17 protein-coding genes and 1 riboswitch are annotated in these 19,954 nt (G+C 70.5%); of the genes, 9 read left to right on the top strand and 8 right to left on the bottom strand.

Annotated features, from left to right (window positions below):
- Window positions 1-44: 44 nt before the first annotated feature.
- Complete coding sequence (locus ACOQFR_RS06285; RefSeq protein ID WP_421379746.1) at window positions 45-2,690, top strand: bifunctional diguanylate cyclase/phosphodiesterase; 2,646 nt, start codon at window positions 45-47, stop codon at window positions 2,688-2,690.
- Here the strand turns inward: ACOQFR_RS06285 and ACOQFR_RS06280 are convergent.
- The 8 genes from ACOQFR_RS06280 to rph all read right to left on the bottom strand — a co-directional run bounded on the left by ACOQFR_RS06280 (window position 2,683) and on the right by rph (window position 11,585).
- Window positions 2,683-3,750 carry an FAD:protein FMN transferase gene (locus ACOQFR_RS06280; protein ID WP_421379744.1) on the bottom strand — a complete coding sequence of 356 codons (1,068 nt, stop codon included), beginning with the start codon at window positions 3,748-3,750 and terminating at the stop codon, window positions 2,683-2,685. The genes ACOQFR_RS06285 and ACOQFR_RS06280 overlap by 8 nt on opposite strands.
- A 7-nt stretch (window positions 3,751-3,757) precedes the next feature.
- A complete protein-coding gene (locus ACOQFR_RS06275; protein WP_421379742.1) occupies window positions 3,758-4,102 on the bottom strand; it encodes a PilZ domain-containing protein in 345 nt (114 codons plus the stop codon).
- The gene (locus tag ACOQFR_RS06270; protein ID WP_421379740.1) at window positions 4,099-6,603 is read right to left on the bottom strand and encodes a DUF1631 domain-containing protein; all 2,505 of its coding nucleotides are present in this window, start codon (window positions 6,601-6,603) and stop codon (window positions 4,099-4,101) included. Before ACOQFR_RS06270 ends, ACOQFR_RS06275 begins: the two co-directional genes overlap by 4 nt.
- A gap of 107 nt (window positions 6,604-6,710) precedes the next feature.
- Window positions 6,711-8,528: a TonB-dependent receptor domain-containing protein gene (locus ACOQFR_RS06265; RefSeq protein WP_421379738.1), complete on the bottom strand. Its 1,818-nt coding sequence runs from the start codon at window positions 8,526-8,528 to the stop codon at window positions 6,711-6,713.
- 133 nt (window positions 8,529-8,661) lie between these two features.
- Window positions 8,662-8,850, bottom strand: a riboswitch (cobalamin riboswitch).
- Window positions 8,851-8,863: 13 nt separating this feature from the next.
- Window positions 8,864-9,049: a CPXCG motif-containing cysteine-rich protein gene (locus tag ACOQFR_RS06260; RefSeq protein ID WP_421379736.1), complete on the bottom strand. Its 186-nt coding sequence runs from the start codon at window positions 9,047-9,049 to the stop codon at window positions 8,864-8,866.
- A gap of 51 nt (window positions 9,050-9,100) precedes the next feature.
- Window positions 9,101-10,252 carry a radical SAM family heme chaperone HemW gene (gene hemW, locus ACOQFR_RS06255; RefSeq protein ID WP_421379734.1) on the bottom strand — a complete coding sequence of 384 codons (1,152 nt, stop codon included), beginning with the start codon at window positions 10,250-10,252 and terminating at the stop codon, window positions 9,101-9,103.
- On the bottom strand, window positions 10,246-10,860 hold the full coding sequence (gene rdgB / locus ACOQFR_RS06250) for an RdgB/HAM1 family non-canonical purine NTP pyrophosphatase (protein ID WP_421379732.1): 615 nt from the start codon (window positions 10,858-10,860) through the stop codon (window positions 10,246-10,248). The genes hemW and rdgB overlap by 7 nt, the downstream gene beginning before the upstream one ends.
- Window positions 10,857-11,585 (bottom strand): ribonuclease PH, encoded by a 729-nt coding sequence (gene rph / locus ACOQFR_RS06245; RefSeq protein ID WP_421379730.1) that lies wholly within the window; start codon window positions 11,583-11,585, stop codon window positions 10,857-10,859. Before rph ends, rdgB begins: the two co-directional genes overlap by 4 nt.
- Before the next feature lie 67 nt (window positions 11,586-11,652).
- On the opposite strand from rph, the gene ACOQFR_RS06240 reads away from it, so the two are divergent.
- The 8 genes from ACOQFR_RS06240 to ACOQFR_RS06205 all read left to right on the top strand — a co-directional run bounded on the left by ACOQFR_RS06240 (window position 11,653) and on the right by ACOQFR_RS06205 (window position 19,904).
- Window positions 11,653-12,516, top strand: coding sequence for a YicC/YloC family endoribonuclease (locus ACOQFR_RS06240; protein WP_421379728.1), 864 nt, complete (start codon window positions 11,653-11,655; stop codon window positions 12,514-12,516).
- Window positions 12,513-13,142 (top strand): guanylate kinase, encoded by a 630-nt coding sequence (gene gmk / locus ACOQFR_RS06235; RefSeq protein WP_421379726.1) that lies wholly within the window; start codon window positions 12,513-12,515, stop codon window positions 13,140-13,142. Before ACOQFR_RS06240 ends, gmk begins: the two co-directional genes overlap by 4 nt.
- A gap of 143 nt (window positions 13,143-13,285) precedes the next feature.
- The gene (rpoZ, locus tag ACOQFR_RS06230) at window positions 13,286-13,588 is read left to right on the top strand and encodes a DNA-directed RNA polymerase subunit omega (protein WP_421379724.1); all 303 of its coding nucleotides are present in this window, start codon (window positions 13,286-13,288) and stop codon (window positions 13,586-13,588) included.
- Window positions 13,589-13,754: 166 nt separating this feature from the next.
- Entirely contained in the window at window positions 13,755-15,926 is a 2,172-nt protein-coding gene (locus ACOQFR_RS06225; RefSeq protein WP_421379722.1) for a RelA/SpoT family protein, read from the top strand.
- Window positions 15,927-16,004: 78 nt separating this feature from the next.
- Window positions 16,005-16,388, top strand: a complete 384-nt coding sequence (locus ACOQFR_RS06220; protein ID WP_421379720.1) for a RidA family protein — start codon at window positions 16,005-16,007, stop codon at window positions 16,386-16,388.
- 4 nt (window positions 16,389-16,392) lie between these two features.
- Entirely contained in the window at window positions 16,393-18,522 is a 2,130-nt protein-coding gene (recG, locus tag ACOQFR_RS06215; protein ID WP_421379718.1) for an ATP-dependent DNA helicase RecG, read from the top strand.
- Between the two features lie 119 nt (window positions 18,523-18,641).
- Window positions 18,642-19,574: a nucleoside hydrolase gene (locus ACOQFR_RS06210; RefSeq protein ID WP_421379716.1), complete on the top strand. Its 933-nt coding sequence runs from the start codon at window positions 18,642-18,644 to the stop codon at window positions 19,572-19,574.
- Between the two features lie 87 nt (window positions 19,575-19,661).
- The gene (locus ACOQFR_RS06205; protein WP_421379713.1) at window positions 19,662-19,904 is read left to right on the top strand and encodes a type B 50S ribosomal protein L31; all 243 of its coding nucleotides are present in this window, start codon (window positions 19,662-19,664) and stop codon (window positions 19,902-19,904) included.
- The last annotated feature ends 50 nt before the right edge of the window (window positions 19,905-19,954 follow it).

Below are 19,954 nucleotides of genomic sequence, written 5' to 3'. Positions count from 1 at the left end.
GTCCGGATTCTGACGGATTGTACGCAGGCACGCAGGAGGCGGGATTGGATCGCAGGCGCAATGATGGAGGCTTCCTGGGGCAACCGGCCTGGCTTTGGAGCCTGGGCGCCCTGGTGCTGGGTGCGTTGCTCAGCCTGTATGCGGCCAATTACCATCGCCAGACGCTTGCACGCACCGAGGCGGTTCGGCTCGAGCGGCTGGCTGAACGCAGCTTCGACGCGATCGAAGTCAAGCTGCAGACCTGCGGCCTGCTGGTGCGTTCCGTGCAGGCACTGTTCCTGTCCTCCGATCAGGTGACGTCGGCCGAGTTCCAGGCGATGTATGCCAACCTGCGGCCGCGCGAGCAGTTCCCGAGCCTCCAGGCGCTGGCCTACGCGCCACGCACGGTGGTGGACGGTGTCGAGAGCTACCGCACGTCGCTGGTGGCGCCCGAAGCGGGCAACCATGCGCTGCAGGACCTGGACATCGCCAGCCAGCCGGCCAACCTGGCCGCGGCGCATTTTTCCCGCGATGCCGACCGGCCGGAAATGTCGGCGGCGTTCCAGCTGGTGCAGCGTTCGGGCATGCCGGGCCCCAATGACGGCATCACCATCCGCCTGCCGGTGTTCAGCCCGGGCGCGCAGCCCCGCGATGTCGCCGAGCGCCGCCAGCGAGAAATGGGATCGCTGGCGGCGTCCTTCCGGGTCAGCAGCCTGATCGAGGACGCGCTGCCGGCCGAGACCCGCGACCGGTTTTCGCTCCGAGTGATCGACGTCACCGACGGCGGCAGCAAGCAGCTGTACTCCAACGACGACCACGAACAGCCGCTGGCGGGCAAGGGCCTGCTGTCGCGCGACCTGGTGTACGGCAGCCGTACCTGGCGCATGCAGGCCCTGCCGCGCGAGATCGAAGGCGACGCGACGTGGCTGCCGGCGATCACACTGGGCATCGGCCTGCTGGCCAGCGTGCTGCTGGCCACGCTGGCGTGGTCCATCGCCGGTACCCGGGCGCGCGCGCTCAGCCTGGCGCGCGACCTGGCGCGCCAGTACCGGCAAAGCGAGGAACGCTTCCGCGCTCTCAACGACCTGCTGCCCGCGCTGGTGCTGCTGGCCCGCACCAGCGACGGCCAGCTGGTGTACGCCAACCAGGCCTGCAAGGACCGTTTCTCAATCGGTGATCCGGCCAGGCAGACCAGCCTGCTGGACCTGGTAGAGGATGCCGAGCTCAAGACCCGGATCGCGGCGATGGACGAATCGCCGGGCGCCATCCTCAACGAATCGGCGCGGCTGCATGCGCCGGGCCAGGAGCCCTTCTGGGCCACGCTGTCGGTGTCCCGCATCCTGCTGGACGACCAGCCGCACCTGCTGGCGGTGGCCAACGACATCACCGAATTGCGCGTGCTGAGCGAGGAGCTGAGCTACCAGGCCACGCACGACTCGCTCACCCACCTGTACAACCGCCGCGAGTTCGAGCGCCGGCTCAGCGCGGCCATCGTCGCGCTCGATGCCGGCGGCCCGCCCGGCGCACTGCTGTACATGGACCTGGACCAGTTCAAGCTGATCAACGACACCTCCGGGCACCATGCCGGCGACCAGCTGCTGGCGCACCTGGCGACGCTGTTCGCCGGCATCCTGCCCGCCGAGGCCGTGGTGGCACGCCTGGGCGGCGACGAGTTCGCGATGCTGGTGCCGGACATGGACGAAATCCGCGCCGTGGCGCTGGCCGAACGCGTGCGGCTGGAGATCGACGGCTACGTGTTCGGCTGGGAGCAGCGCAACTACACCGTCAGCGCCAGCATCGGGGTGGTGATGCTGCGGGGCGCCGGGCTGAGCCAGCGCGCGCTGCTCGCGCACGCCGACACCGCCTGCTACATGGCCAAGGAGCGCGGCCGCAACCGAGTGCACCTGTTCTCCGAGGACGACCTGGAGACCACCCAGCGCCGCAGCGAGATGGAATGGGCCGGCCGCATCCGTCAGGCGCTGGTGGACGGCCGCTTCGTGCTGCATTTCCAGGAGCTGGCGCCGCTGTGGTACGGCGAGCAGGAGGAAGGCGTGCACATGGAGCTGCTGATCCGCCTGCGCGACGAGAACGGCGGCATGGTGCCCCCGGGTGCGTTCATCCCGGCGGCCGAGCGTTTCGGCCTGATGCCGCAGCTCGACCGCTGGGTGGTGGACACGGCGCTGGCCAACTTCAACCGCCTGCATCCTTCCGGCAAGCCGGTGAAGCTGTGCGCAATCAACCTGTCGGGGCCGACCTTCGAGGACGACAGCTTCGCCGATTTCGTGCTGCAGCGGCTGGAGGACTACGGCGTCTCGCCGCAGCGCATCTGTTTCGAGATCACCGAGACCGCCGCCGTGAGCAGCATGACGCGCGCGGTCGAGTTCATGCAGCGCCTGCGCAGCGCGGGCTGCAAGTTCTCGCTGGACGATTTCGGGTCGGGCATGGCCTCGTTCGGCTACCTCAAGAACCTGCCGGTGGACTTCATCAAGATCGACGGCAGCTTCATCCGCAACATCGAGACCGATCCGGTGAGCTATTCGATCGTGCGGGCGGTGACGGACATCGGCCACCAGCTGGGCCTGCAGGTGGTGGCCGAATGGGTGGCCGACGAGCGGGCGCGCGACCTGCTGCGCGGGCTCAGCGTGGACTATGCGCAGGGCTTCGCGATCCACAAGCCGGAAGCCGCGCTGTGCTTCCGCCCCCCTACCTGATCCCGGCGCAGTCCTGCCCCAGGTCCAGCGGCGCGCCCAGCGGCACCGGGTCCCGCAGCAGCTGCGCACGCGCCGTCATCGCGGTGGTGATGAGCAGCTCGTTTTCCTCGGTCACCATCAGCGCGCAGGCCAGGCGCATGCGCCGGGCCAGGCGTTCGAAGCCGGACGGGCCGGCGACGAACAGTGCCGTTGCGCCGGCGTCGGCCAGCAGCGGGTCACGGTGCAGCACCACGACCGCGGCCGCTCCGCGCGCGGGGTAGCCGGTGCGGGGATCGAGGATGTGCGACCAGCGCGCGCCCGAGGGTGATTCGCGGAATTTGCTGTAGTTGCCCGTGCTGAACAGGGCTTCGCCGTCGGCCAGTTCGATGCTGCCCAGCACGCCGCCGAAGGGATCGCGCAGGCCCACGCGCCAGGGTTTGCCGTCGCCGTCGCCCAGCGCCATCACGTCGCCGCCCATGCCCACCAGTGCGTGCCGGATGCGGTGGCGCACCAGCACCTCGATCGCGTCGGCCACGGCCACGCCTTCGGCGAGCGCACCGAAATCCAGCTGGACGCGCGGGTTGCGGCTGCGCACCTGGTTGCCGACCACGGTGACGTCGGCCAGGCGCGGGCGTTGCGCGCGCCACGCCGCCAGCGTGTCGGGCGAGGGTGGCGGCGTCAGCACCGGGTAGGACGAGGTGTGGAATCCCCAGGCGGCGATCAGGCCGCCGATGGCGGGATCGAACAGGCCTTCGCTGGCGTCCGACAGCGGCTGCGCCCGCCGGATCAGGTCGAGCACCGAGGGCGGCGCCTCGGCCGGACGGCCCGCGGCGAACGCGGCATTGATGCGGGTTAGCTCCGAGGGCTCCCACGCATGCCACTCGCGGTGCCGACGGTTGAGCAGGGCGCTGATCTCGGCCAGGGCCGCCTGCGACTGCTCGGGCGTGGCGTCGCGCAGCTCGATCTCGGTGGTGGAGCCGAACACGTGCAGGGTCTCGACCCGCGGTGGCTCGCCGCGCGTGCAGGCGCCCAGCAACAGTGCCGCCGCCAGCAGGCCCCAGGCCTGCCGGCGAACAGGCACGGGGGGCTCAGACGTACTGGCTTCCCGGGGCATCCACCCACTCGCGGATGTAGGCCACGTCTTCGGGGCCGACGTCGATGAAGCGGAAGCCGGTCCAGACCTGGCCGGGCGCCGCGGCCTCGTCCGACCACAGCTCGTGCGCACCCACATCCACCACGCGACCGGGGTGGTTGTCCTGCGGCAGCGAAAATCGCAGCTGGAACAGCGCATCGCTGATCACCGGTTCGCCCAGGATCAGCAGCATGCCGGTCTCGGAGAGATTGCTGAGCTTGCCGATCGGCTGGCCGGTCATGGTGTCGATGACGTCGATGTTGCCGGCCTTGCGGCGCTTGGCGCGACGGTATTCGTTCATCGGGCAGGCGCCTCGGCAGGGGCCTGGCCGGCGAAGGAGCGCAGGGCACTCATCACCGTGTTCCAGGCGCGGTCGATCAGGGTGCCCTTCTCTTCTTCAACCACCCGAACCTGGCCCTGCACCATGGCCTTGGCCAGGCCTTCGAGGGTGTGTTCGCCGACCTTCTGGCCGCGGTGGTTCACGAACAGCACGTGGCCGGTGACGGTGGAGAACCACGACAGCCGGCGCCGCACCTTCTCGCCCTGCTGGTTGAGGATGAACTCGAACCAGGTGCCAAACGCGAGGTGGCGGATCTGGTCCAGCCGCATCTGCTCCTCGGGCGTAAGCACGGCCTTCTTGCCTTTCTTGGCCTGCTGCAGGTCCTCGCCCAGGCGGGCGCGGGCCTTCAGACGCATCGTCAGTTCGGTGCGGCTGGCCGAAGAGTCGTCCTCGGTGCCGGCCTGCGGGTCGACCAGGCGCTGGGCGATCGCGGTGGCTTCCTCGGCGTGGTAACCGACCTGGGTGAGCGAGGACTGGATGTCCTGGCGCAGCGCATTGGCTTCCTCGCCGGAGATCGGCGCAGCGCCCGGCGCGGCCTTCGCCACGGTGATCAGGCGCTCGGCGATTTCCAGGTGCTGGCGCCAGGCGTCCGAATCCTCGCCCTGGCGCAGCGAAGTCAGCGCCATCACGTCGGTCCAGGCCTGGCTGAGCAGGGTGTGGGTGAATCGCGGCAGGTTCTGCTTCTTGAGCAGGTTCTCGACCACGGTGGACGCGCGTTCGCGCGCCAGGGCCAGTTTTTCCTTGCCGCGCGCGGCCTCGACGTGGCGCTTCTCGGCCACTTCGGCCTTGCGGGTCACCGTCTGCAGGTGGCCGCTGAGGTCTTCGAGCAGGTTGTTGAACAGGCCCAGGTCGCCGTCGAAGTCGCGCACCGTGCGGTCGACCACGGCCTGCATCTTGCCCACCAGCTGCTGGTCGGCATCGTCCTCGCCCAGCCAGTAGGCGCCGGTCTCGGCGATGGTGTTGAGCATCTGCCGCGCCGGATGCTGCTGGCGGGTGAAGAACGCCTTGTCCTGCAGCGCCACGCGCAGCAGCGGAACCTGCAGCTTGGCCAGCAGGGCCGAGGCCGGGCTGTTGGGCCGCACGTCTTTCATGATGTGGTCGAACAGCATGCCGACCAGGTCGATGGCGTCCCCGTCCTCCTCGGCCAGCGCGGGCGCCTTGTTGTCCGGCGTGCTCTGGCGCAGCTGCGCCAGCAGGTCCTGCTTGAGGTGGGTGACGGTGCGCTGGGTCGGCTTGCCGTTAACCATCACGGTGGTGTTGGTCTTCTGCTGCAGCTTGCCCAGCACGTCCTGCACCTGTTCGGTGGAGACCTGCACGCCCGGATCGGACTGGGTGGTGCGGCCGCCCACCAGCTTGCCCAGCAGCTGGCGGCGGCCGGCCAGCAGGTGGCGCATCTGCAGGAAGGCATCCTCGGCGGCGCCTGCCTCCTGGGCGGTAGTGGCGGCCTGGCTGCCCATGGCCGGTCGCGCCGCGCCCGCAGGCGAGCCCGGGCCCACGCCTTCGGATCCGTCCATGCCTGGCCGGCCCGGCCCCGGGCTGCCGCCGGCAGCACCGACATTTCCACCGGTGGCAACGCCGGGGTAGCCAGCGCCGGCACCGGCCGCGGCGGGTCCCGGCCCGGCGGCCGGTCTCGCTCCTCCCCCGAGGCCGCCGGGGGAGACGCCCAGGGCTTTCGGGGTGGGCGGCGCGTCCGCGGCCGAACCGGCCGGCGCGGGGCGCCGGCGGTCGGTGACCGCACCCGGCGTCGCAGAGCGCGGACGCACGGGTACGTAGTGCAGGTGGGGCAGCACCCCGTTCTTGGACAGGTAGGTGTTGACCGATTCGACGAAGCTGCCGTACAGCGGCATCAGGTGCCGCTCGAAGGTGCGGAACAGCAGAAGGCGATGCTCGCCGCTGAGTTCCAGGCATTCCGAGGCCTGGCGGATCATGCGGCACAGCGCCTGCGGGCCGATCGGCAGGTTCTCGGCATCAAACGCAGGTTTGCCGGCCAGCACGCCGAAGCGCTGGCCCAGCAGGTAGAGCGGCAGGCTGTTGCGGACCTCGGCGCGGCTGGCCACTTCGGCCAGCACCGTGGTCTCGTCCATGTCGAGGTTTTCCACCAGCGACAGCTCGGTGCGGGTGAGGCGGAAGTTGCCGGTGACCACATTGGCGCCCGGCGGATCCTTGATGCAGGCCAGTTCGGCCTCCAGCGCGATCAGGAATCGCGGCACCAGGTCCGGGCGCGTGCGCTTGACCAGGCGCTGCGCTTCCAGCCAGCGCGTCTGCACCATGTTGCTGCGCGCCTGTTCGGCGTACTTGAACAGCTGCTGCTCGAACTCGTTGAGCATCGAGACCAGCGTTCGCTCGATCTCGTCGGACGAGTACTCGAGGATGCCACCCAGCAATGCCTTGACGCGTTCCGGCAACGGCCGCGACGCCAGCGTCGGTGCAGACGCGTGCGGAGTTGTGGCCGATGCGGACATGCGGCGCTCCGTAGTGAATTCCCCAACCTGATTCTAGGCACAGCCCGGGCCTGACGCATAGGCCCGGACTGCCCGCCTGCGGATCGCGGGCGGCTTGGCCGCTGGGTTCAGTCTTTGCCGTTCCAGACCAGATTCAGCATCGTGCTGCGCCCGGGGGTGTTGTAGCCATAGGCCAGGGCGTAGTCCCGGTCGGTCAGGTTCTCCAGCCGGGCTTCGACCCGCCAGGCCGGCGTGAACTGCCAGGACACTCGCAGGTGGGCCAGGGCATAGGCGTCCAGGTCGGCGCCGAAATCGGCCCGGTCCGAAACGTAGTCGCCGTCCAGGCCGAGCTCGAGGCCGTTGCCGAGGCGATAGCCCAGGTCCAGGTGCGCCTTGCGCTTGGCCCGGCGCAGCAGGGGATCGCCGGTGCCGGCGTCGATGGCGTCCTGCCAGGTGAAGTTGCCGCCCAGGGTCCAGGCCTCGCGGCGGAAACGGTACTCGAGCTCCACGCCCTCCAGTTCGGCCCGGTTGATGTTGATGGCGTTGTTGGTCAGCGGCGCGGCGAAGGCGATCAGGTCGCGCACCCGCGAGCGGTACACCGACGCGCCGAGGCGGTGGCCGGCGGCCGGCTCGACCTCCAGGCCGAATTCCCAGGTGCTGGACTGTTCGGGGCGCAGGTCGGGATTGCCGGCATAGCCGAAGCCGCTGTCCGGGTAGTAGAGCTCGTTGAAGTTGGGCGCCCGGAAGCCCTCGCCCCAGGACAGGCGCAGGCGCGCGAGCTCGCTGAACGCCCAGCCCCAGCCGACATTGCCGGTGGTGGCGCCGCCGAACTGGTCGCTGTCGTCGCGGCGCAGGGACAGGTCGAGCACGTGCGCACCGAAACGGCCGCCGTAGCCGGCGAACAGCGCCTTGCTGGTGCGCGACCGGTCGAATACGTCACCGTCGAAGACATTGCTGTTGGCGCCGGTCTCGCGCTGCCAGTTCAGGCCGAAGTGCACCGCCTGGGCGTCACCGGTGCGCAGGTGGTTGACCCAGTCCACGCTGTTGCGCCGGCTGTGGAATTCATTGCTGAAGCTGCTTTCCGACGCGAGGTCTTCGCGGGCATGGCCGGCGGTGAGCTGGTGGGTCCAGCGGTCGGTGAGCTCGCCGGCGAGGGTCACGCCGCCGGACGTATTGCGGGCCTGGGTGAGGCCCTGGTCGAACTCGACGTCGGCATCGGTGCTGATCACCTGCACGGCCAGCCGGTGGCTGCCCAGCTCGGTGCGGCCGCGCAGGCTGAGGTTGCGATTGCGGTAGCCGTCCTCGTCCGTATCGAAGGCGAAGGTGGCGTCCGGGTTGGTGGCCGAGAAGCCATCCAGCCGCTGGTAGCCCGCGGTGAAGCCCAGGCCCTGGCGCGAATCACCCAAGCCTGCCCCCGCGCTGGCACCCCGCCGGCCGTAGCTGCCGACGGTGGCGCGCGCCGACGGCGCGGACGGGTCGCGGGTAAAGACATGGATCACGCCGCCGATCGCATCCGAACCCCAGAAGGCCGCGCGCGGGCCGCGCACGATCTCGATGCGCTCGATCTGCTCCAGCGGCAGGTGGGCGAAGTCGAACACGCCCTGGCCGGTGGACCCGACCCGGATGCCGTCGATCAGCACGAGCGCATGGTTGGAATTGCCGCCGCGCAGGAACACCGTGCTGGCGCCGCCGGGGCCGCCGGTGCGGGCGATGTCGATGCCGGCCTGGCGACCCAGCAGGTCGATCAGGTCCGGGGCCTGGCTGGCTTCGATGTCGGCCCGGTCGATCACGGTGACCGAGGCCAGCGCCTCGTCCAGCGGCTTCTCGATGCGCGTGGCGGTGACCTGCACGCTGTCGAGGGTGGGGGCATCCTGGGCGCGTGCGACCGGCACGAGGCAAAGGCTGATGGCCGCGCAAAGCGCGGTGCTGCGGAAATCGGGGTTCATTGGTGTCCTCCTGGAACGCTCACCCGCGGATCGGATGACGCGGACGGGGACACCGGGGAACGCGATGGCGGAACGCGGAACGCAGGCCATGACGCCGCCCCGTTGCCCTCCGCAACGCGCCGTGATGGCCCCCGAGGGGGCCAGGCACCAGGCCGGTCTCCGGACTTGCCAGTGGAAGCGCGCGATTGCGCGGTTCCCGCCTTCCGCCTTCCCATGTCCCGGGGGACACAGTGGCTTGCTGGAAGGGTGACCTGGCCTACCGTTGCGGGGGCAGCGCCGGATTTGGACCGGCTTCCCGAACACCTGTTGCGGCGCGGATTCTAGCCCAGTCGGGCTCAGTCGTCGCGGTCGGCGTCCAGGCCCAGCAGTTCGCCGTCGTGCCCCGCCTGCAGGCGCAGGCGGATTGGTCGGCAGCACACGGGGCAGTCCTCGACGTAGTCGGCATCGCCGGCCGACGGATCGGCCAGGGCCTCGAAGCGTTCGCCGCAGTGCGGGCAGGTGATCTGGATGGCATCGAGCATGGAGCGAGGATGCGGGGAGGCGGGTTGGGGCGGCGTGAGGGGAGCCGCGGGTCAGTGGAGGAACAGGGCGATGACGTCGTTGGTGAAACGGCGACCGAGCTCGGTGGGCCGGATGCGGTCGCCGATCAGGTCCAGCCAGCCCAGGTTCTGGGCCTTGGAGAGTTCATCGACGATGGCGCTGCGGTCCAGGCCGGTGCGGGATTCGAAGTCGCGCAACGAGAAGCCGTCGACAAGGCGCAGGGCGTTGAGCATGTAGTCGAAGGGCAGGTTGGCCGGGGAGATCACATCGTCGCCGCCGATGCCGGCCGCGGTGCCCGCGTGGGCCAGGTAGTCGCGTGGATTCTTGGGCTTCCATCGCCGCAGCACCTCGCCCGTTGCACCGGAGCTGATCTTGCCGTGCGCGCCGGCGCCGATGCCCAGGTAGTCGCCGAAGCGCCAGTAGTTGAGGTTGTGCGCGCACTGCCGTCCGGGCCGGGCATAGGCCGAAACCTCGTAGGCGGCGTAGCCGGCGTCCTCGAGGCGTTCGACGCAGCGCTCCTGGATGTCCCAGGCGCTGTCCTCGTCGGGCAGGCCCGCCGGCGGCTTCACCGCGAAGGCGGTGTTGGGCTCCATCGTCAGCTGGTAGTGCGAGACATGGGCCGGCTGCAGCGCGATCGCGCGCTCGACGTCGGCCATGGCCATGGCCAGGTCCTGGCCGGGCAGGGCGTACATCAGGTCCAGGTTGAGGTTGTCGTAGCCGGCGTCCTGCGCCAGCTTCACCGCGCGCTCGGCTTCGCCGCTGTCGTGGATGCGGCCCAGGCGCTGCAGGCAGCCGTCGTCGAAGCTCTGGATGCCGAAGCTGATGCGGTTCACGCCGGCCGCGCGGTATTGCTCGAAGCGGCCGTGTTCGGCCGTTCCCGGATTGCATTCCATGGTGATCTCGGCGCCGGGCGTGAAGCGCAGGCGCGCGGCGCACGCGTCCAGGATCGCGCCGATGGCCTCGGGCGCGAACAGGCTGGGCGTACCGCCGCCGAAGAACACGCTGTGCACGGGCCGGCCCCAGACCAGGGGCAGGTCCTGCTCCAGGTCCCGCACCAGGGCCTGCACGTACTCAGCCACGGGCAGCGCGCCGGACTGGCCATGGGAGTTGAAGTCGCAATACGGGCACTTCTTCACGCACCACGGGATGTGGATGTACAGCGACAGCGGCGGCGGGATCAGCACGCGGTGAACTCGTGCAAGCGTTCGCGCAGGCGCGCCAGGGCCAGGCCGCGGTGGCTGATGCGGTTCTTCAGCGACGGCTCGATCATCGCCGCGGACGCGGCGTGGCGCGGGTCCAGGAAGACGGGGTCATAGCCGAAGCCGCCGTCGCCGCGGGGCGCTTCAAGCACTTCGCCCTGCCAGACGCCTTCGGCGACCAGGGGCTGCGGATCCTCGGCGTGGCGCAGCAGGACGATGACGCAGTAGAAGTGCGCGCGGCGCTGGGCGCCCTTCAGGTCGCGCATCTCGTGCAGCAGCTTGGCGATGTTGGCACCGGCATTGCCGTGTTCGCCGGCGTAGCGCGCGCTGTACAGGCCGGGCGCACCGCCCAGGGCGTCGACGACCAGGCCCGAGTCATCGCCCAGGGCCGGCAGGCCAGTGGCGCGGCAGGCATGGCGGGCCTTGATCAGGGCGTTTTCGAGGAAGGTCAGGCCGTCCTCGACTGCGTCTTCCACGCCCAGTTCGCCCTGCGTCACCAGCGTGAAGCCGGCGTCGGCCAGCAACGGCTGCAGCTCGGCCAGCTTGCCGCGGTTGGAGGTGGCGAGGACGAGGCGGTTTGGAGCTGTTTTCATCCGGCCAGGGCGCGACGCTGCAGGGCGATCAGTTCGGCGATGCCGGACGACGCCAGGCCCAGCAGGGCGTCGAGTTCCTCGCGCCGGAAGGCGTGGCCTTCGGCGGTGCCCTGCAGCTCGATGAAGCCGCCGCCGTCGTTCATGACCACGTTCATGTCGGTGTCGCAGTTGCTGTCTTCGCGGTAGTCCAGGTCCAGCACCGGCGTGCCCTGGTAGATGCCGACCGAGACCGCGGCCACGGCGCCCAGGATCGGGTCGCGGGTGATCTCGCCGCGCGCCTTGAGCCAGCTGACCGCATCGCACAGGGCCACGTAGGCGCCGGTGATCGCGGCGGTGCGGGTGCCGCCGTCGGCCTGCAGCACGTCGCAGTCCAGGGTGATGGTGCGCTCGCCCAGCGCCTTGCGGTCGACGCAGGCGCGCAGCGCGCGGCCGATCAGGCGCTGGATCTCCAGCGTGCGGCCGCCTTGCTTGCCGCGCGAGGCCTCGCGGTCGTTGCGGGTGTTGGTGGCGCGCGGCAGCATGCCGTACTCGGCCGTGACCCAGCCTTCGCCCTTGCCGCGCAGGAAGCCGGGGGCCTTGTTGTCCACGCTGGCGGTGCACAGCACCTGGGTGTCGCCGAAGCAGACCAGCACCGAGCCCTCGGCGTGCCGGGTGTAGTGCCGCTGGATCCGGATGTCGCGCAGCTGGTCCGGGGCGCGGCCGCTGGGGCGGGTGGGGCTGGTCATGGCAGGCAATCCGGCATTCGTTGGCCGGCTAGATTACCATTCGCCCTCAGCCAAACCGGGCCCGCCCATGATCCGCAGCATGACCGCCTTCGCCGCCTGCGAGCGCGCCGCCACCGGCGGCACCCTGGGCTGCGAGCTGCGCGCGGTGAACCACCGCTTCCACGAGCTCAGCGTGCGCGCTCCCGAGGAACTGCGCGCGATCGAGCCGGCGCTGCGCGAGCGCGTGGCCCAGAAGGTGTCGCGCGGCAAGATCGACCTGGTGCTGCGCTTCCGGCCGGCGCCGGGCGGCCGCACGGCGTTGAAGGTCAACGAGTCGCTGATGGACCAGCTGGCCGACGCGGCCACCCGCGCCCATTCCCGGTTCCCCGGCCTGCGCACCGAATTCACCGAGCTGCTGCGTTATCCCGGCGTGGTCGAGGAGGAGGCGCTGGACCAAGCCGGCCTGCAGGCCGAGGCCCTGGCGCTGCTCGATGCCACCCTGGTGGAGTTCGTCGCGGCCCGCGAGCGCGAGGGCGCCAAGCTGGCCGCGGTGATGCACGAGCGGCTGGACGGCATCGAGCGCATCACCACCCAGGTCCGCCAGTGGCTGCCCGAGATCCGGGCGTCGCTGCGTTCCAAGCTCGATGCCCGCCTGGCCGATCTCAAGCTGCCGCTGGACCCGGGCCGGCTGGAACAGGAAGTGGTGCTGAACCTGCAGAAGATCGACGTGGACGAGGAGCTCGACCGCCTGGCCAGCCACGTCGCCGAGGCGCGCCGCGTGTTCGCGCTGCCCGAGGCCGTGGGCCGCCGCCTGGACTTCCTGATGCAGGAGTTCAACCGCGAAGCCAACACCCTGGGCTCGAAGTCGGTGGACAGCCGCACCACCCAGGCCGCCGTCGAGCTCAAGGTCTTCATCGAACAGCTGCGCGAACAGGTCCAGAACCTCGAATGAGCGCTCTCCGCGGAACCCTGTACATCGTCGCCGCGCCCTCGGGTGCGGGCAAATCCAGCCTGGTCAACGCCGTGCTGGCGCGCGAGCCGGGCATCGCGCTGTCCATCTCGTTCACCTCGCGCGCGGCGCGGCCGGGCGAGCGCCATGCCCAGCACTACCACTTCGTGGACAAGGCCGGGTTCGAAGGCATGATCGCCGCCGGCGATTTCTTCGAACACGCGCTGGTGCACGGCGACTACAAGGGCACGGCGCGGCAATCGGTGGAGCCGCAGCTGGCCGCCGGCAAGGACGTGCTGCTGGAGATCGACTGGCAGGGCGCGCGCCAGGTGCGCGAGAAGATGCCCGACTGCATCAGCGTCTTCATCCTGCCGCCGTCGCTGGACGCGCTGGAGACCCGCATGCGCAACCGCGGCCAGGACAGCGAGGAAGTGATCGCCCGGCGGCTGGCGGCGGCGCGGGAAGAGATGTCGCACTACAGCGAATTCGACTACGTCATCGTCAACGAGCACTTCGACGCCGCCGCGGCCGAGCTGCGCGCGATCTTCGTCGCCCAGCGGCTGCGTCGCCCGGTCCAGGCCCTGCGCCACGACGCCCTGATCCGCGAGCTGCTCGCACCCCCCGCCTGACCCGGCGTCCCCGGGGCACACAGGCCCGCCCGCCTTGCCCCGGTTTGCGCCTGGGGTGGCCCGGGCGTACAATGCACGGTTCGCGTAACCCCTTGATTTGCCGTGGGTGCCCAGGCCGGGTGCCGTGCGGTTGAGGAGATCCAATGGCCCGCATCACCGTGGAAGACTGCCTGTCCGTCGTCGACAACCGCTTCGAGCTGGTCCTGATGGCGTCCAAGCGCGCCCGCCAGCTGGCCAAGGGCGTCGAGCCGACCCTGGACAACAGCGAGCACCAGGACAAGCCGACCGTGCTGGCCCTGCGTGAGATCGCCGCCCGCAAGATCGACGCCAAGCTGATCGACGAAGTCGAGAAGTCCGAGCGCGAGCGCGCCGAGCGCGAAGCCCTGGAATGGGCCGCGGCCGAAGTGGTCGACGACGACCTGTCCAAGGGCGGCGACGACCTGTAAGCCCGCGATCGCCGGCTCCGCGCCGGCGTCGCCCCGGCCTTCCCGGTCCCGGGAAGGTCGCTCCGCCCGGCCGGCATACGCCCGCGGTGAAGTCCCGATGAATCCCGCGCACGGCCCGCAAAGCCGCGCCATTGATGCCTCTGGCGCGGCCGCGTAGTCTGCGGTCATGTCTTCATTCTCGCCCCCGCAGCTCGCCGACATCGGCCCGGATCCCTGCCCGGAAGCCGTGCTCGGCCTCGAGAAGCGGCTGGCTGAATATCTTCCGCCCGACCAGGTCCGCCAGGTCCGCCGCGCCTACGAAATGGGCGCCCGCGCGCACGAAGGCCAGACGCGCCGCAGCGGCGAGGCCTACATCACCCACCCGGTGGCGGTGGCCGGCATCCTGGCCGAGCTCAGGCTGGACGCCGAGACCCTGTGCGCCGCGATCCTGCACGACGCGCTGGAAGACACGCCGCTGCCGCGCAGCGAGATCGAGGCCGAGTTCAGCCCCACCGTGGCCGAACTGGTGGACGGCGTCACCAAGCTCGACAAGCTGCAGTTCCGCGACCGCCAGGAGGCCGCCGCAGAAAGCTTCCGCAAGATGATGCTGGCGATGGCGCGCGACCTGCGCGTGATCCTGATCAAGCTGGCCGACCGCCTGCACAACATGCGCACCCTGGACGCGATGGCGGCCGAATCGCGGCGCCGCATCGCCCGCGAGACGCTGGAGATCTACGCGCCGATCGCGCAGCGCCTGGGCATGAACCGCATCAAGGCCGAGCTGCAGGACCTGGGCTTCCGCGCGCTGTATCCGTACCGCCACGCGGTGATCTCCCGGCGCATCGCCGCCCAGCCGGTGATGCGGCGCGAGGCCCTGGTGACCATCGAGGCGCAGATGGCGCAGCGGCTGGCCCAGGAAGGCCTGCGCCACCACCTGGTCAGCCGGGTCAAGGCGCCCTGGAGCATCTACACCAAGATGCGGCAGGAGAACAAAAGCCTCGAGCAGGTGCTGGACGTGTTCGGCTTCCGCATCGTGGTGCCCACGGTGATGCAGTGCTATCACGCGCTGGGCGCCGTGCATTCGATCTACAAGCCGCTCGACGCCCGCTTCCGCGACTTCATCGCCATCCCCAAGGCCAACGGCTACCAGAGCCTGCATACCGTGCTGTTCGGCCCCTACGGCGCGCCGGTGGAAGTGCAGATCCGCACCGAGGACATGGACCTGGTGGCCGAGCGCGGCATCGCCGCGCACTGGGTGTACAAGAACGCCGGCTCCGGCGGCAGCGCGGCGCAGGCGCGCGCGCAGGACTGGGTGCGCAACCTGATGGTGACCCAGCAGAGCGCGGACTCGTCGCTGGAGTTCCTGGAAAACGTCAAGGTCGACCTGTTCCCCGACGAGGTCTACCTGTTCACGCCCAAGGGCGACATCCTGGCGCTGCCGCGCAATGCCACCGCGCTGGACTTCGCCTACGCCGTGCACACCGACGTGGGAAACCACGCGGTGGCCGCGCGCGTGGACAAGAAGCTGGTGCCGCTGCGCAGCAAGCTGGCCAGCGGGCAGAGCGTGGAGATCATCACCGCGCCTTCGGCCACGCCCGGTCCGCAGTGGCTGGAGTTTGTGGTCTCGAGCAAGGCGCGCACCGCGATCCGGCATTTCCTCAAGCGGCTCGAGCATGAAGACGCGGTGGACCTGGGCCACCGCATGCTCGACCGCGCGCTGGAGGCCATGGACAGCTCGCTCGACCGCGTCACCACCGACCGGGTCGAGCAGCTACTGGCCGAGCTGCGCTATCGGCGGCTGGAGGAGCTGCTGGCCGACATCGCCCTGGGCAACCGCATGCCGGCCCAGGTGGCACGCATGATGCTGCACGGCCAGGACGAGCTGCCGCTGTCGTCGTCGGCCCTGTCGCGCGCGCCCTCCGAGCGCATCATGATCAGCGGCAGCGAGCGCGGCGTGCTCAGCTTCGCGGCCTGCTGCCATCCGATCCCGGGCGACGAGATCATGGGTTACCTCAGCGCCGGCAAGGGCGTGGTGGTGCACCGCACCGACTGCCCGAACGTGGCCGAGTACCGCAAGTTCCCCGAGCGCTGCGTGCCGATGGCCTGGGACCGCAACGTCGAGGGTGACTACCGCGTGGCCCTGCGCATCGACGTGGAGAACAAGCCCGGCGTGCTGGCCCAGGTGGCCGCGGCGGTGGCCGAGAGCAACTCCAACATCGACTCGGTCGAATACCGCGAGCGCGACGCCGCGATCTCGGTGATGGAATTCTCCATCGAAGTGCGCAACCGCAAGCACCTGGCCGACGTGATCCGGCGCATCCGGCGCCTGGGCGTGGTGCACGGCGTGCAGCGGGTTTAGCGCGCCCCGCGCCGTGCTGGCCGCTGCGCCGCGCGGCTCCTACAATCGCGGTTCCCGTCCTGCAGCCAAGGTGGCCCCATGCCCCGCGATCCGATCAGCACGCCGAACGCTCCCGCCGCCATCGGCCCGTATTCGCAGGCGGTGCGCGCCGGCGGCACGGTCTACCTTTCCGGTCAGATTCCGCTCGACCCCGTCACCGGGGAACTGGTCACGGGTGACATCGCGCGCGAGGCCCGGCGCGTGTTCGACAACCTGCGCGCCGTCTGCGAGGCCGCCGGTGGCTCGCTGGACGACGTCGCCCGCGTGGGCATCTACCTCACCGACCTGGGCGACTTCGCGCAGGTGAACCAGGTGATGGCCGAGTATTTCCAGGCACCTTACCCGGCGCGCTCCACCATCCAGGTGTCGGCGCTGCCGCGCGGTGCGCGTGTCGAGGTCGATGCCGTGCTGGTGACCGGCTGAGCCCATGGCCCGTGCGCCGCGCCGCCGCGGCGACAGCAGTCCCGGCCCGACCCTGGCGCCCTCGGGTGCCGGGGCGCTGTCGACCCTGCCCGGCGTCGGGCCCAAGGTCGCGGAGAAGCTGGCCGCGCGTGGCCTGCTGAGCCTGCAGGACCTCTGGCTGCACCTTCCTCTTCGCTACGAGGACCGCACGCGCATCACCGCCATCGCGACGCTGCTGCCCGGGCAGTCGGCGCAGGTGCTGGCGCGGGTGGAGGCGGTGGAGCGCAGCTTCCGGTTCCGGCCGACGCTGCGCGTGGTGGTGCGAGACGAGTCTCGCGCCAGCCTGGCCTTGCGTTTTTTCCACTTCAATCGGGCGCAGGTGGCGCTGTTCGTGCCGGGCCGTCGCCTGATCTGCTACGGCGAGGCGCGCCCGGGGCAGCACGGCCTGGAAATGGTCCATCCCAGCTACCGGCTGCTGGCCGACGAGGCCGAGGCCGTGATCCACGACCGGCTCGACCCCGTCTATCCGGCGGTGGAGGGACTGGGCCCGCAGTCGCTGTCGCGGCTGATCGGCGAGGCGCTGAAGCGCTTGCCGCCGGCCGAAGCGCTGGAGCTGTTGCCCGATGGCCTGCGCGAGCGCCTGGCCTTGCCGACCCTGCGCGAAGCGCTGCTCACCGCGCACCGCCCGCCGCCCGACTGCGACGTCACCGAGTTCGCGCTGGGCCAGCATCCGGCGCAGCGACGCCTGGCGCTGGAGGAACTGCTGGCCCACCACCTGAGCCTGCAGCGCCAGCGCATCGCGCTGCGTGCGCACGGCGCGATGCCGGTGCGCGGCGCCGGCAAGCTGGCCGCCTCCCTGCGACGGCAGCTGAAGTTCACGCTGACCGGCGCGCAGCAGCGGGTACTGGACGAGGTGGCGCGCGACATGGCGCGGCCCGAGCCCATGCTCCGGCTCGTGCAGGGCGACGTCGGCAGCGGCAAGACCGTGGTGGCGGCGCTGGCTGCGGCCAACGCAGTCGAAGCGGGTCGACAGGTCGCGTTGATGGCGCCTACCGAACTGCTGGCCGAACAACATCTGGCGAACTTCCGCGCCTGGCTCGAGCCGCTGGGCCTGCGGGTCGCCTGGCTGGCCGGCAAGGTCACGGGCAAGGCGCGCACGGCGGTGCTGGCAGAGATCGCCTCGGGCCAGGCCCAGGTGGTGGTGGGCACGCACGCGCTGATGCAGGACAAGGTGGTGTTCTCCAGCCTGGCCCTGGCGATCGTGGACGAGCAGCACCGCTTCGGCGTGCACCAGCGCCTGGCGCTGCGCGACAAGGGCCTGAGCGGCAGCCAGGTGCCGCACCAGCTGGTGATGACCGCCACGCCGATCCCGCGCACGCTGGCGATGTCGGCCTACGCCGACCTGGACGTGTCGGTGATCGACGAGATGCCGCCGGGCCGCACCCCGGTGCAGACGGTGGCGATCAGCGGCGACCGCCGCGGCGACGTGGTCGAGCGCATCCGCGGCGCGTGCGCCGAAGGGCGGCAGGCGTACTGGGTTTGTACGCTGATCGAGGACAGCGAAGAGGTGGAGGCGCAGGCCGCGCAAACCACCTTCGAGCAACTGGGTGCGTTGCTGCCCGAGCTCAGGCTGGGCCTGCTGCACGGGCGCATGAAGCCGGCGGAGAAGCAGGCGGTGATGGCGGAGTTCAAGGCCGGACGCCTGCACCTGCTGGTGGCCACCACGGTGATCGAGGTGGGCGTGGACGTGCCCAATGCCAGCCTGATGGTGATCGAGAACGCCGAGCGCCTGGGCCTGGCCCAGCTGCACCAGCTGCGTGGCCGGGTCGGGCGCGGGGCGGCGGCGTCGAGCTGCGTGCTGATGTTCCGGCCCCCGCTGTCGCAGATGGCGCGCGAGCGGCTGGAGGTGATGCGCGCCAGCACGGATGGCTTCCTGATTGCGGAAAAGGACCTGGAGCTTCGCGGGCCCGGTGAACTGCTGGGCACCCGCCAGACCGGGCTGGCCAGCTTCCGGGTCGCCGACCTGGCGCGCGATGCGCACCTCTTGCCCGAGGTGCACCGGGCGGCGGCACAGCTGCTGGCCGAGGCGCCCGCGCTGGCCGAGCAGTTGGTGGAGCGATGGGTGGGCGGGGCGGCCCGGTTCGCCGGGGCCTGAAGCTTCGGCGCGAAGCGCGAGGCGCCCCACCGCGCCGGATTTCCGCCCGCCTGCGCCCTGCACGCCGCGGTGGCCGAGCGGGTACTCTGTCCGCCCGATTTGCCTGGACCGGCCCCGCGATGAGCGCACGCATCCCGCTGTTGATCGACACCGACCCCGGCGTGGACGACGCCCTGGCCCTGCTGATGGCCTTCGGCGATCCCCGCCACGAGCTGCTGGCACTGACCATCGCGGCCGGCAACGTGGGCCTGGGCCACACCGTGGCCAATGCGCTGAAGCTGTGCGATGTCGCGGGCGTGGACGTGCCGGTGCATGCCGGTTGCCCGGTGCCGCTGGTGCACCCCGCGGCCGACGCGGCCTACGTGCATGGCCAGGACGGCTTCGGCGACACCGGCTACGTCCCCAGTGCGCGCCAGGCCGATCCGGAGCACGCAGCGCTGGCGATCGTTCGCCTGGCAAAGGCGCATGCCGGCCGCTTGCTGCTGGTGATGCTGGGGCCGCTGACCAACCTGGCCCTGGCGCTGCGGCTCGACCCCGACCTTCCTTCACGCATCGGGAGGCTGGTGGTCATGGGCGGCGCGGTGACGGGGCAGGGCAACACCTCGGTGCCGGCGGAATTCAACATCGCCTTCGATCCCGAAGCGGCCGAGGTGGTGTTCCGGGCCTTCCCGCAGTTCGAGCTGGTGGACTGGGAGGCGGTGGTGCGCCACGGCTTCCTGCACCGGGATTTCGAGGCCTGGCTGGCCCGCGGTGACGCCCGGGCCGAGTTCTACGGGGCAATCTCGGCCCACACCCGGCGCTGGTCGGAGGGCAAGCGCGGGGACCACTGGCACAGCGCCGATGCCCTGGCGATGGCGGCCGCGCTGCAGCCCGAGGGCGTGCGCCGGGCCGAGCACCGGCCGCTGGCGGTGGAGCTGGAAGGGCGCCTGAGCCGGGGCGCGACCGTGGTGGACTGGCTGCGCCGCTCGGGCCGGCCGGACAACGCGCGGATCGTCATGGACTACGACCAGGCCCGGTTCGAGGCCCAGGTCCGGGCGGCCCTGGGCGCCTGAACGCGACCCGACCCCGGCTTGCGGCGGGGCGCCGCGGCTGCCTATAATGACGGTCTTTTCCCACGATAACCCGGCGGAGCACCAGCCATGAAGGCCGACATCCATCCCAATTACAAAGAAGTCGTCTTCCAGGACCTGTCCTCCGACTTCGCGTTCCTCACCCGCTCGACCCTCTCCAGCAAGGAGACGATCAAGTGGACCGACGGCAACGAATACGCCCTGATCAAGGTCGACATTACCTCGGCTTCGCACCCGTTCTACACGGGCAAGCAGAAGGTCATGGACACCGGCGGCCGCGTCGACCGCTTCCGCAAGCGCTACGCCAAGTAATCCCCCGCACCCGGGCCTCCCGGGCGGCGACTGCAGCGGCCACCTCCGGG

The sequence above is a fragment of the Arenimonas sp. MALMAid1274 genome (assembly GCF_049195245.1).
GTDB lineage: Bacteria > Pseudomonadota > Gammaproteobacteria > Xanthomonadales > Xanthomonadaceae > Arenimonas.
The sequence above is the reverse complement of the archived record's forward strand: the minus strand, read 5'-3'. Positions and strand labels throughout refer to the sequence as shown.